The organism is Ruminococcus sp. 1001136sp1_2201st1_G3_2201SCRN_220225 (assembly GCF_040924365.1).
In the GTDB taxonomy this organism is placed as follows: Bacteria; Bacillota; Clostridia; order Lachnospirales; family Lachnospiraceae; genus Blautia_A; species Blautia_A faecis.
On sequence record NZ_JBCOME010000004.1, the window covers coordinates 59,484 to 72,637 of the forward strand.

The 13,154-nt window shown below is 44.5% G+C and carries 10 protein-coding genes; all 10 read right to left on the reverse strand.

Annotation, left to right across the window (positions count from 1 at the left end):
• Positions 1-262 precede the first annotated feature (262 nt).
• Entirely contained in the window at positions 263-1,303 is a 1,041-nt protein-coding gene (locus tag AB5642_RS02710; protein ID WP_195391791.1) for an alpha/beta hydrolase, read from the reverse strand.
• A 42-nt stretch (positions 1,304-1,345) separates the two neighbouring features.
• Positions 1,346-3,856 carry a glycoside hydrolase family 2 TIM barrel-domain containing protein gene (locus AB5642_RS02715; RefSeq protein WP_237925444.1) on the reverse strand — a complete coding sequence of 837 codons (2,511 nt, stop codon included), beginning with the start codon at positions 3,854-3,856 and terminating at the stop codon, positions 1,346-1,348.
• 153 nt (positions 3,857-4,009) lie between these two features.
• The gene (locus tag AB5642_RS02720) at positions 4,010-5,950 is read right to left on the reverse strand and encodes an amylo-alpha-1,6-glucosidase (protein ID WP_195391792.1); all 1,941 of its coding nucleotides are present in this window, start codon (positions 5,948-5,950) and stop codon (positions 4,010-4,012) included.
• A 514-nt stretch (positions 5,951-6,464) separates the two neighbouring features.
• The gene (locus AB5642_RS02725; RefSeq protein ID WP_118577592.1) at positions 6,465-6,911 is read right to left on the reverse strand and encodes a DUF1934 domain-containing protein; all 447 of its coding nucleotides are present in this window, start codon (positions 6,909-6,911) and stop codon (positions 6,465-6,467) included.
• Positions 6,912-6,935: 24 nt separating this feature from the next.
• The gene (gene murI / locus AB5642_RS02730; RefSeq protein WP_368361355.1) at positions 6,936-7,751 is read right to left on the reverse strand and encodes a glutamate racemase; all 816 of its coding nucleotides are present in this window, start codon (positions 7,749-7,751) and stop codon (positions 6,936-6,938) included.
• Positions 7,752-7,872: 121 nt separating this feature from the next.
• The gene (locus AB5642_RS02735; RefSeq protein ID WP_148461537.1) at positions 7,873-8,130 is read right to left on the reverse strand and encodes a hypothetical protein; all 258 of its coding nucleotides are present in this window, start codon (positions 8,128-8,130) and stop codon (positions 7,873-7,875) included.
• A 115-nt stretch (positions 8,131-8,245) separates the two neighbouring features.
• Positions 8,246-9,910 carry a GerAB/ArcD/ProY family transporter gene (locus AB5642_RS02740; RefSeq protein ID WP_237925445.1) on the reverse strand — a complete coding sequence of 555 codons (1,665 nt, stop codon included), beginning with the start codon at positions 9,908-9,910 and terminating at the stop codon, positions 8,246-8,248.
• 9 nt (positions 9,911-9,919) lie between these two features.
• A complete protein-coding gene (locus AB5642_RS02745; protein ID WP_330638261.1) occupies positions 9,920-11,434 on the reverse strand; it encodes a spore germination protein in 1,515 nt (504 codons plus the stop codon).
• Positions 11,435-11,592: 158 nt separating this feature from the next.
• Positions 11,593-12,267, reverse strand: coding sequence for a GntR family transcriptional regulator (locus AB5642_RS02750; RefSeq protein ID WP_118577596.1), 675 nt, complete (start codon positions 12,265-12,267; stop codon positions 11,593-11,595).
• 15 nt (positions 12,268-12,282) lie between these two features.
• Positions 12,283-13,137 carry a 4-(cytidine 5'-diphospho)-2-C-methyl-D-erythritol kinase gene (gene ispE / locus AB5642_RS02755; RefSeq protein WP_195391794.1) on the reverse strand — a complete coding sequence of 285 codons (855 nt, stop codon included), beginning with the start codon at positions 13,135-13,137 and terminating at the stop codon, positions 12,283-12,285.
• Positions 13,138-13,154: the final 17 nt, after the last annotated feature.

Sequence of the window (13,154 nt, forward strand, 5' to 3'; positions counted from 1 at the left end):
TTCTGTGCAAAATTTACCCGCACAGAATATTACCTGTAAACAATGACTTACAACTCATCAAAAGATATACATAGACAGCATATCAAACCCATTTAGCTTTTTCAAGGTTTTGACAGATTTTGTTAAAACCTTTTTATTTGAGGGCAAAAAAATATCTGACGGGGCAATTCTGCCCTGTGCCAGATATTTTCTTCGTTTCTGTCAGCTTATGTGTCTGCCGATTCTCCGGTAATCACGCTCATATTAATGTATGCGACTTCCCTTATGCAAATTTCTCATCCAGATATTCTTTCAGGATTCCCAGATTTTCATCACTGTACAGCTGATCTGCCGCATGCTTATAATTATGAAAAAGCTTAAATTCCACCTTATCTGTCCCAACAATTCTTGTAAGCAGTGCATTCAGTCTCTCAGACTGCAGATACGGAACATCTAAATCCGCATCACCATGCCAGATTAATATATCCGGGCTGTTTTCCTTCGTAAGATTTTTCTCAATATAATACAATGGACTATAGTTGTTTTTCTCATCCTCAGTAAGAGCTTTTACATCCTTGCGCATCCAATAAGATTCCACATCCTCGTAGCCGGTATCTTTAATTGCCCCCTGAAGCCACAGGCTGGCCGCCCAGCGGACAATTTTTGGAATCCTCAGCTCCCTGTAATCATCTTCCATAGTTCCGAATTCCATACAGCCGTAATAGTCCAGAATCACCTGAACTTCACTGGAAACAGGATGGTTCTCATCTTCTCCGATAAATGGAACACTATTAAATTCCTCATCATTGGAAGCGCCACAGATCACTGATAAATACCCCCCAGCTGACTCTCCCCAGATTGCGAAACACTCCGGATCGTATCCATATTTCTCTGCATTTGCACGAAGAAAACGGATCGCTGATTTCACATCTTCCACTCCTGCCGGAAAGGCTGCTTCCTGGGCAAGACGATAGTTAACGGATGCACATGCATATCCATGATCGCGGAAATAGCGGTACATCAGCTGCGCCTGACGGGACTGGCTGTCATTGTATACGAAGCCGCCCCCATGTACCAATATGATCAACGGCATAGGTTCTTCACTGTCCGGCACATACAGATCCAGATAATCATTTTCGGAAGTCTCAGAATATGGCAGCTTCTCATAAGCTTTTCCACCATTCCATTTGGAAGAATCATCCAATTTCACTGATGGAGAGTATACATTATGAAAAACCACACGAACAGCTTCATGATTGTAACCGAGAATACCAACTATAGCAGCAAGACAGATTCCACCTATGATAAAACCTTTTTTCTTCATTTGTTCAACCTCTTTTCCACCTTAAATCATAAGTCTTTCACTTCATTCACATGGAATTTCCACCACATAAAACCGTTCTTCATCTGCCACGGTAACCTTCACCGGTCCGTTTCCATCTGCCTGTACAACTGCCATTGCCTCACCATAATAAGTCGCCACAGTATGGTCAGTATAATTCCCTTTTACATAAGGAGCCGGGCTTCCGAGTCCCTTCAGGACACCATTTTCTACTGTTACTTTTATGTTATGTTTCTCCATTGGTTTCCAGATTCCCTTGCTATCTGTGTATTGCAGTTGAATAAATGCAAGGCCCTCCGGTTTCACGGTTTTCTCCTCTGGGCGCACCTGAAGAACCGTTTCTTTTCCTGCTGTATGTAATGAATAACGGTTGATTTCTCTTCCGTTTTCATCGTAAGAAACCGCCGTTATCTCCCCATTCTGATAGGTGATATTAAAGTTTGCACGGCATTTTTTCACTTTCTTTTTACCAGCACTTTTGCCATTGATAAACAGCTCAACCTGTGCAGCCCTTGCATAAACTTCTACCTTCGCCGGTTCTCCGTTACAGCCATCCCATGCCCAGCTTTCCAGAGCCTTTGTCAGCTGCCAGCCGGTAAGCCGAAACTTTTCTTTCTGGTAAACAGGATCAACTGCAATAAACGGACCTGTCTCTCTTTCAAAAGCAACTCGAGTATATGCAGCCTCTGCACGCGGCTTTCCATTCAGGTCAATTCGACCATTTCCACCTGTCATTCTCGTGGCTGGATCTTCAAATTTATAGTCAGAATACTCTGCTGCACCATCCCCGACTTCTCCGATATAATCCCATCCTGCCCACACAAAATCACCGATAATTCTTTTATTTTTTTTGGCAATTTCCCAGAAACTATACGCATCTTTACAGAAGGTTTCACTTCCAAGAATCAGACGGTTCGGGTACTTTTTCAGGTCATGTTTGTAGCGGAAAATACCGTAATTATAACCTGCGATATCCATGTTTGCGTAGGCATCCTTCGTCCTTAAATCGCATGGATAAAGGGTGGCACCACACTTCATAAAGTAGTCTCCAACCAGACAGGCAAGAGTATTATAGAACTCGCTTCCTACCGGCTTTTTCTTCTTTTCCGGCTTGGAAGCAGCTGTCTTTTCTGCCTTGTCATCACTGTAAACGCCAAGTCCTATGGAGCTTAAGAAATTGAAGAAAATGTTGATTCCGCAGGTAACAGGACGGGTGGAATCCAAGCTGTGAAGGTAGTTTGTCATATCGCCGGTGAGGGCAATTCCCTTCTTCTGGGCGGTCTCTGCAACCTCATTTCCTGTGGAGTACATAATCACACTTGGATGGTTGTAATCCTTGTCAACCATGTCTTTTAAATCCTGTTTCCACCAGTCCGCAAGCTGTCCGGCATAGTCATATTTAGTCTTATGAATGTACCACACATCTACATATTCATCCATCATCAGCATTCCCACACGGTCACAGGCATCCAGAAGTGCCTTAGAGCAAGGATAATGTGCAGAGCGGACTGCATTGTATCCATTTTCTTTGAGAATACGCATTTTACGTTCTTCTGCTTCCGGATACGTACATGCACCAAGCACGCCATTATCGTGATGAAAGCATGCACCGCGAAGAATCACACGCTCTCCGTTAATGGTCATTCCTACCTGCGGATTCCAGATCAATTCACGGATTCCGAAAGTTTCAGTTACTTCGTCTTCACCGAAAATTGCTTTACAGGTATAGAGATTCGGGTGCTCTGTATCCCAGAGCTTTGCGTTTGGAATATCCAGCTGGAAGATGGCCTGGTATGCTGCTTCCTGATTATTTTTTTCCGCTTCCACCTGCGCCAATTCACTCTTCTGACCATTTTTTCCAGTCTGTACTGATTCATTTGGCTGCATGTTTTTATTATCTGATGATATTATTTTGTCATTGTTTACATTTCCTATTTTTGTACTTTCACCAATTACTCTAAGTACTTTAGAGCCCTCAAACTCAATCTTCAGGGAAACCTCTCCCGGCGAAGAAGTTTTCACAACGACCTCAATTCTCGCCGGATCATAGCTTAAAGTACGGATTTTCACACCGTTTACCGGAATATGTTTTTCTTCCCCAACATACAGATAAGCCGGACGGTAAATACCGGTTCCTGAATACCAGCGGCTGTTTGGCTGGTCAGCATTGCGCGCAATGACTTTAATCTCATTCTCTTTTCCATACTGGAAAAAGCCCTCTGTATCCACATAAAAATTGGTATAACCATAAGGACGGTAAGCCGCCTTTTTCCCATTTATGTAAACTTCACCATTGTGGTAAATCCCCTCAAATTCAATGAGGACTTTCTTATCTTTATACTCCTCTGGCACAAAGAAATTCTTGGTATATTCGTAATCCCCACCAATATACCATCCAATATTTCCCTCGCCGGTACTCTCCTGAGTACGCGGCTCACTCAGCATTGCATCATGTGGCAAAGTCACCGGATAAGCAGCCTCATCCCGGGTAAGACACCTGCATATCCAATCCTTGTTAAAATCAATTTTCTGCATACAGTAAACTGCTCCTTTCTGAAATCTCTGTCCTTAAACCAACTACTTTTTCGGCATTCTCAAACTGTTAACAGTTTACTGCTTTTTCCTATCTCTGTGGAAGAATTAGCGTGAACAGTCCTTTTTTTAACGCTAATAACAGCCCACAGAACTTTATAAATCAAGTCTGTGAGCTGTCTTCTCCACCTTCAGCTCGTTTCCATCCCACACAATATGTACCTGTCCCTCAGCAACAGGCAATGTACAATCAAAGCTGTCAAAAAACTCAGTATGCGGTTCTACCACAAACTCTTTTCCACCAACTCCGGTAAATTTCAGCCCCATGAAATACTTCGCCAGGAAATAGATCGGGCTGGCAGCCCAGGCATGGCAGAGGCTTTTTCCGAAGCGGTCACCGTACATGTCGTACTGGGTTTCTACTGGTGCCTCCGGGTCAAATTCTTCCCAGAAGGTAACTGCACCGCGATCCAGCATACCGCCCCAGTAATTGCGAATCTTATTTAGTACAAATTCCAGATTTCCGGTCTGGCAGAGCATATCCAGTTCAAAGAAGTTGAAATATGGAGTTGTAATTGCCGGAATTGCATTATTCTTAATTACATTTGCCAGAATTTTCTCCTGCTCTTCTTGTGTTGCAATGTGAAAAAGAATTGCAAAAATATTGGCATGACGGGTCACATTTCTCTTACCGGATTCAAAGGAATTAATAAATGCGCCTTTCTCCTGATCCCAGTAGAATTTACGGATCTGCCCGATCAGTTTTTCATATTTCTCCATGTATTCCGGATTTTCTTCTCCAAGAGCCGCACTCACTTTCGCCATGGTCTGCCAGCATGCTGCGAACAGCATCTGCTCTGCACAAAGGGCGCCAGTCTTATCCATATCAGCCCAGTCAATGTAGATCCAGTCATTTTCACGACCTACAAGAAATCCGTTTTCATCCAGCTGACCCTCACAGAACTCCATAAGGGAGCACATTTTCGGATAAACCTGGCGGACAAATTCCAGGTCACCATATGCCTCATAATGATAAAGCACGCCCAGGATCCAGAACAGGGAATAGTCCATGATGGTATTGATATGTCTTGTCATAGGATCATTTCCACGTAGTGCTAAAAGAGTTCTCTGGTCAATATCAGGATCTGCCAGCAGATACTGATTTACAAAAAAGCTCTGGTAGGCGTCTCCAGACCAGATCCATTTGTCACGTTTCACCCCATCCAGGAAAAAGATACCGCTGCAAAGACGGAAGGTATGCTCCGCCACCTCCCAGATTTTATTTAGTTTCTCATCATTACACTTAAAGGAAGCGCGTTTCGGGAAATCTACATACTGATAGAATGCTGTGATTTCCACATCTTCGGCTTTGCAATTCGGAATGAATGCAAAACGGACTGCACAGCATGGGCATCGATTTGTAACCGGATTCGGCTGCCAGCTGTAGTAGCAGTGCTCAAGGTCAAGAGCTTCGTCCTCAGATTCACCGCAAAAAACCTCTAAATCCTCATCTTCGCTTGTACTGTCAACACAATTACTGCGTTTACTTTTCACATAAACCGCCGCCGTCAGTTCCGTCTCAAACTCTGCCAGCACGCCACCGTTTATCTCGCTGATTTTCACCGGCTTGCACTCTTTTTCTGTATATTCCCACACAGTAGGATTCTGTCCCGGCTTGGTAAAATACTTACACACTCCAACCGGCACTAATGGCTGGGAATAATCCTCTGCCTTCCATGTTTTATCAGAATGGATCACCTCACCCTGCACATAAGCGCAAGGAAATGCCTCCACACAGCCTGCATGAATAGAGATCCGCACCTTTCCAGGTGCTACTGTAATCTTCTTTCCAAATGGATATTTCTTCTCCCCATTCTCCCTGGTTACAAGCACATGACCAATCGCATTGGAAAATACAGTAAAACTGGTCTCCTGCTCCAATTCATAAGTCCGGCGGAAAGCCACACGGTTGCGGAAGCCCTCACTCTTCCAAAATGCCGGCCATCCAAAACCTCTCTCCACACGGCTGAAATTCTGCTTCATGGCATGATATAATTCAAAATCTCCCGGATACCAGATCCAAAATGTATGTTCCATTTCTGTTTTCCTCCCGTAAATTATTGCTGTTCACAATCTTTGAACAATAACCAATTCTCATTTCTTGTAAATCTACTCATAATTTAACTATAGTATAAAATGAATTTCTCCAGGAGTCCACAACATCCCACGTTTAAAAAGCTACAGATTACGCTTTCGTATCTGGTTACGGCTGGTGAATTAAACAAAGAAGGCGCAGCTTAAAAACAAACTTTTAAGTCGCACCTCTTTTGTTTACATCATTACATAAAAAATGAAAACCATATATTGCCAGAAACATGGGATTACCATAACCAGCGTCATCGATGGAACCCTTTTCAAATTCATGAATACCGTGGATGTCAGCGCCAGTGACCACTGGTTTCATCTGAAAATATTGATTCCAATACCAGATTCGTCCACTGCTACCGATTCAAATAACAATAAAAAAAACAGCAGGAGTTCATTCTAACAAACGAACGCCTGCTGTCTTCTTGTTAAAATTAATTTCTGTAATGCTTCTACCCAACAGTTCCTACAACACAAACCCAGTTGTATTCTTCCCCTGCGCCTGAATATCCAGACAGCAGTCTGCCACATGCTCCTGATTCAGGTCCAGAGAATAGTTCACTTTCATGGCAATTTGACCATCACTTTCTTCCAATTCCAGATTCGTCGCTGAAATTCCCATTTCAAGAGTTCCGAACGGAGTAGTATAAAATGCCATATTACGCTTTCCCTGCTCGAAAACCATATGTGTATTTACCTGTCCTTTTTTTCGGACTTCCATTCCCCTGGAGGATATCTTGATATAATTTACAGTAGGATCTCCCTGCTCGTCCAGCATTTCTTCATAGCGAAGATAATGACTGCCGTTGCGGAAATAATACTCTCCCGGAACCACAATCTCGATTGGCTCATCACCTTCTGGTGTGTCCATCATATGTAAACCTTTTACGTGAATTAAAACTTCTTTTTCCATTGTTTTTCCATTTCTTTCTCTTTTTCAATATTTCTCAATATCAATCTTCTGCGTTTTCTCCACATCAAATGGCAGAATCGAATTGGCAAAGCCCTTGAATTTCTCTGCCAGATCGCTCACATAGAAACGATATGGGAAATCAGACTGTCCCTGTCCGGTGCTCTGCATATCCTGCTCTTTCAGAAGTCTGCCAAGCTCCAGTGCCGTCTCGTACGCCGGGTTCACCAAAGTAACACCCTCTCCCATGATCTGTCCGATGGTAGAACGGAGCAGTGGATAATGGGTACAGCCAAGGATCAGTGTATCAATATCTTTTTCCTGTAATTCCCTCAGATATCTGCTGGCAACTTCCACTGTCACCGGATCATGAGTCCAGCCTTCCTCTACCAACGGTACAAATAAGGGACATGGCTTTCCGATCACTGTAATCTCCGGATCGATCTTTTTCAGAACCTCCGCGTGGATTCCACTTCCAACAGTACCTTCTGTACCGATGATTCCCACCCGTTTATTTCTGGTAACCTGCGCAGCTACCTTGGCACCGGCTTCAATCACTCCAAGAATGGGAATGTCAAATTCTTCCTGAACTGCCTCCAGGGCAAACGCACTGGCTGTATTACAAGCCACCACAATCGCCTTCACCTTCTGCTCTTTCAGGAAACGGATTATCTGACGGGAATATCCTATAATAGTCTCTCTGGATTTGCTGCCATATGGAACTCTGGCAGTATCGCCGAAATACACGATTTTCTCTGCTGGAAGATTCCGCATGATCTCCCTTGCCACAGTAAGTCCGCCAATACCGGAATCAAACACACCAACAGGCGCATCTCTGTCTATTTTCATTTATCTATCTCCAAATTCATAGTCAAGCGATATTTGCAATCTGTATTTCATTTTAACACCAAAGGAGCGGCGGTGCAAGTGCTTGTACTACATCAAAGCGTTAAGTGTCCCCACGTTACGGTTCACTGGTAACATTCCGCGAAGTGTTTTTTGCGAACAGTAACGTCTCCACAATCCAGAAATGAAATCTTGGCTCTGCTTTCTGACCGTTCTCCGTCCTCGGTGCTTCCATAAAACAGAACTGGGGATAAATGGTTCCCCACCACGCAAGAAGGTTGGAATTTTTATTAAAATTTTCACTGCCTGGGCAAAGTAATACAGCTGTCAGAAGTGCTGCCGCTATATGATATTTATTTTTTCTTAAACAGAACATAAATGTACCTCCCATATCTTTCTATCAAAAGTATTCCCTGTCCCAGCCCGGAATAATCACATTCATACCCTCTGCTTATTGCTTTTCGCAGCTGCCCTGGAGCGTGCAGATTCGGCTAAAATTTCACTTCCAGTTCCTTTCCATAAATTTCCAGTTCTGGCAATTCAGACAAAGCACCACGTTCATAAAACTCATGATAAACCTCACGAAGCGTTACAGCCTGTCCCGGGCTTCCATTTGGATTATTTTCCAGCAGCCCAAGAAGATACTCTCCCAGAGAAACGTCCTGAGGGCTTACCCAGGCTACTGCTTCAGATGCCACAGCGCAGCGAAACACATAAACATTTTCACCTATAGTCGGCTCCTGCTTCAGATACTCAAGAACCTGCTCCCAACGCCCTCCATCTAACAAACTCTCGCCCAAAACCAGAATTTCCAGATGTCCCATATCCAGATATTTTTCCTGTGTCCGGCTGTATATATTTTCAATCTCACGGAAAGTTTCTCCCTGAATCGACGGAGCAGCATTCCCCTGGTCTTCCCCGTCTTTTTCCTGTCCTGTAGATTTTGGAAGATCCGGAATTCCGTAAGTCAGCTGATATCTCCCCTCTGTAATATCGGCTCCAAGTGCAAGCGGATACATGCGTTTCTCCGGTTCCACACCACCACAGCCGGCTAACAGAAACAATGCACTGACACACGCTGCGGCAAGCTTTTTTTTCCACTTCTTTTTGCCTGTCATAAAAAAAATAATCTGAAGCACCAGCATTCCGGGCACAAAAATATATTTCAAATATAATGGAAAACTATTCCGGATTCCCCATCTTTCAATATCCCACACAGCTCCGGCAAAAACCAGAGTGGATATCCACAGCTTTCCAGTTCCCATATCTGCTTTTTCCACAATTAAATGACCATAATGCAGAAAACTTCCAATAGAAAATAAAAGGCTGTATAAAAGAAATCCCATCCAGAGGACATCAAATCTTGCCAATACATTCCCTGGAAGCTCCGCACCTGCCAGAAGCGGCAAAATCGGGCAGCTTTCATATTTCAGGCGCCCCCATCCAAATACTGAAGGAAGCAGCAATTCCGTCAGAATAAGCAAAATTCCCAGGGTAAAAACGGCAAAACTTACAGTTTTCCCTGTATCTTTACTGTTTCCTACACTGTCCAATGCAAAGGGAAGCAGCCCCAATCCGGAAAATGCACATATCACATCGTATCCACTTTCCATAATTTTTCTTCCTGAGAAAGAGGAATTCCATACCATTTCCTGAAAATACTCCCATTTTCCCTGTCCCACAGCCAGGACTAACATAAGCATAACCGCTGCAAGTACCACGCCTCCTGACACTTCTCCCATTCTGCCTCGTCTCTGAATCCCCTTTTGCGTGCCCAGACTGCAAACCAGCAATGTGATCAGACATAGCCATTTTTTTCCTATACCTGTTCCCAGACTAACTGCAACAATTTCTCCCAGAAGATTCAAAAGAAACGCAGCTCCAAGAATACAGTATATAAGAAAAAACAACGCTGCCAGCCGTCCCCACACCACACCGGCTGTTTTGCAGGGCCTGGCAAAAGCATAACGAAGACGGATGAGGAAAATCACATAAAACAGCACAGCTGCAAGGGCTGCTGCAGTCCCTGCCAGCCCACCAAGCCCCAGAGTTTTTCTGTTTTCGAAAAGGCATAATATTAATGGTGCAATAAACGCAATCACAATCTGCCTGTAGAGCTGCCGCTGGGAGATTCGATTATTTTCTGCAAATTTCATTTACTTCGGTTACCTTTCCTTCCTGTTCTTATTGCGGATTTTTTGCAGTCTCACTCGCTCATTTTTTCTGGCATATGGAGGGCGCCTCCATCTCTTTTTAAATGGCACTCTCACAATTTTGCTTCCAGTCCCATTATCCGTACTTTGTTTGACAAAGGGCGACAGGTATGGAACTCCAAAGCTGAGAAGTCCTGCCAGATGTGATACTGTCAGATATACTCCTGTCACAATTCCAAAAATCCCCAGATATCCTCCCAAAAACAAAAAGAAATATTTAAGCATCCGAAATGCCGAGGCAAATTCTTCATTAGGGATTGCAAGAGAACCAAGTGCCGTGATCGCCACAACCATGACCACGATCGGGCTTACAAGATTCGCTTCCACAGCAGCAGATCCCACGATCAGTCCTCCCACAATTCCCATAGCATTTCCCAGCGCTCCCGGAATCCGTACACCAGCCTCCCGAATCAGTTCAAAGGATAATTCCAGCAGAACAAGCTCCGCAATGCTGGAAAATGGCACGCCTTCTCTTGCCTGGGCAAAGGACAGAAGCATATTCGTAGGAAGAATCTGCGTGTGAAACCGGATCACTGCAAGATAAAGTCCCGGCAGCAACGTAGCAGCTGCCAGTGCCACATAGCGCAGTATTCGAAGAAATGATGCCATTTCAAATCGGTTATACCAGTCCTCGCTGCTTTCCATAAAGCTGTGAAAAACCCCTGGCAAAATAAGCGCTGACGGAGAATTATCACAGAGAAGCACTGCTTTTCCATTTAAAATTTCCTGCGCTGCACGATCCGGTCTTTCCGTAGTCTGGTACTGCGGAAAAGGGGAAAACCAGGAATCCTCCGTCAGCTGTTCCAGCATTCCGCTGTCCAGGATTCCATCAACTCGAAACTCTCCCAACCGCTCTTTCACCTGTTCCAGAAATTCCTCCTGCACCAGATCTTCCATGTATACCATCTGAACCAGTGTATGTGATCTCTCCCCAATATAAAATTCCACTACCTTTAATCTGGTATCCCGAAGCCGCTTCCGGATCAGTGCAGAATTTATTTTCACAGAATCAGAGAAGCCTTCCCTGGAACCTCGCAGAACCTTCTCCATCTCCACTTCTGTTACCCCCATGCTTGGATAACCGGCACTGGAAATTTTCATGGCCTGGTCAAATCCGTCCATAAAGAAAACCGCATTTCCGGCAAGCAGCCCTGCGAACACCTGCTCCATGTCAGTCAGCTTCTTTACATCCGCAATTCCCAGACTGTTATACTCCACAAATTCCTGCATCTCCCCAGGCGAAATCTCCCAGAAATGCCCCACCATTTTTCCAATGGCAGAGTCTTCCAGCATCATATTGGAAGTCGCTACCTCAATATAGACCATCAGACAGTCAACCTTCCGCTCATCCCCCAGCCGCATCTTCCGGATCTGAATATCTCCACAATCTGCCAGACGTTCTCTTATATACCGTTCATTTGCTCGAATATCCTTTGAAATCATAACAATATTATCATTTTTATCCAACGCTGCTCCTCTTTTCCATTTTCAGGCAACAAAAAAAAGACACTGGTTATCTCTCCCAGTATCTCCCATAAAAACAATTATATTCATTTTCTCTCAACTTCCCCAAAAGAGGAACGCGGGCAGGATGTGCCCGCTCCGCTCCCAGAAAACCACTCAGTTTACTCTTCTGCCCGAATCGCCTGAATAATTCCCATCCGCTGATTTTCCAGATGTTCAAAAGACAGCTCCTGTGCCGCTTTCACGTCCCGTTCCTTAATCGCCCTGGTAATTTTCTCATGCTCTTTCACCAGACGGTTTCTGGACTCATCCTCTTTCAAATATTCTACACGATATCTGTAGATCTGCTCGCGAAGATTATTCAGAACCTGCATCAGTCTTTTATTATCAGCAGCTTCATAAATTACCTCATGGAAATTCACATCCGCCTCAGCCATCTTTACCAGGTCGCCTTCCGCCGTACTGGTCTGGAAAACCTCAGCCGCCTGCTCCAGCTTCCGGATATCCGCATCTGTCATATTAGCACAGGCCTTCTCAATGGCCATATTTTCCAGAGTGATCCTGACCTCCAGAACGTCATTCAGATCCTTCTCTGTAATATTGGCAACCTGGGCTCCACGTCTCGGGATCATCACAACCAGCCCTTCCAGTTCCAGCTTACGCATGGCCTCCCGGATAGGAGTTCTGCTCACCCCAAGCTTCTCCGCAAGGGCAATCTCCATAAGTCTTTCGCCCGGCTTCAGTTCTCCCTTTAGGATTGCCTGACGCAATGTGTTAAAAACGACCTCCCTAAGTGGAAGATACTCATCCATATGCACTGTAAAATCACTTGTCATTTGTATTTTCCTCCGCTAAAAAACATCTGTGGCAAAAACAGTCTTCGCAAGTCTGCTCTCCCTGAGAACAGCTGCTGCCAGATCCATTTTCTCCTTATCATCAAAAATGCCAAATACAGTAGGACCACTTCCGCTCATCATGGCCTTACGTGCTCCGTTGCTCTCCATCAGATCTTTGATTTCCTGGATCACAGGATATTTGCTGATAATTCCCGGTTCAAATACATTTCCCATTCTGGAAATCATTCCATCAAGATCACCATTTCTGACAGCTGTCACCATACCATCGATATCCGGATGAACCACAACAGGATCGTCCAGTTTCAGGTTCTCATAAGCAGTCTTGGTTGAAACATTTACTCCTGGTTTTCCCACCAGAACATAGCAGTAAGGTACTCTGGGAAGTCTGGTCAGCTTCTCCCCGATTCCCTCTGCAAGAGCAGTTCCGCGCATCACACAATAAGGAACATCAGCTCCAACCTTCACAGCACGCTTCATCAGCTCTTCCTCAGAAAGTCCCAGTCCAAACAGGCGGTTCACTCCAACAAAAGCAGCTGCCGCATCAGAGCTTCCACCAGCCATGCCGGCTGCTACCGGGATAAACTTCTCCAGATTCATGGTAAGCCCCTCTTTTATATCAAACTCATCCATTAACATTTTCGCCGCTTTATATACAAGATTCCGCTCGTCAGTAGGAACGTAAGGAATGTTCGTGGTAAGGACAATTCCCGGCTCCTTTTTTTTCTCAATTTCAAGCACGTCATACATCTGTATGGTCTGCATGATCATACGGACTTCGTGATATCCGTCATCACGTTTTCCAACCACGTCAAGTCCCAGATTTATCTTTGCAAGTGCACGTAAACGCATAATTTCCTCCGCTTGTA

Coding starts and splice junctions, on each gene's coding strand:
- AB5642_RS02710 (WP_195391791.1), bottom strand. CDS start 1,303: ATGAAGAAAAAAGGTTTTATCATAGGTGGAATCTGTCTTGCTGCTATA.
- AB5642_RS02715 (WP_237925444.1), bottom strand. CDS start 3,856: ATGCAGAAAATTGATTTTAACAAGGATTGGATATGCAGGTGTCTTACC.
- AB5642_RS02720 (WP_195391792.1), bottom strand. CDS start 5,950: ATGGAACATACATTTTGGATCTGGTATCCGGGAGATTTTGAATTATAT.
- AB5642_RS02725 (WP_118577592.1), bottom strand. CDS start 6,911: ATGGAAAAAGAAGTTTTAATTCACGTAAAAGGTTTACATATGATGGAC.
- AB5642_RS02735 (WP_148461537.1), bottom strand. CDS start 8,130: ATGTTCTGTTTAAGAAAAAATAAATATCATATAGCGGCAGCACTTCTG.
- AB5642_RS02740 (WP_237925445.1), bottom strand. CDS start 9,910: ATGAAATTTGCAGAAAATAATCGAATCTCCCAGCGGCAGCTCTACAGG.
- AB5642_RS02750 (WP_118577596.1), bottom strand. CDS start 12,267: ATGACAAGTGATTTTACAGTGCATATGGATGAGTATCTTCCACTTAGG.
- ispE (WP_195391794.1), bottom strand. CDS start 13,137: ATGCGTTTACGTGCACTTGCAAAGATAAATCTGGGACTTGACGTGGTT.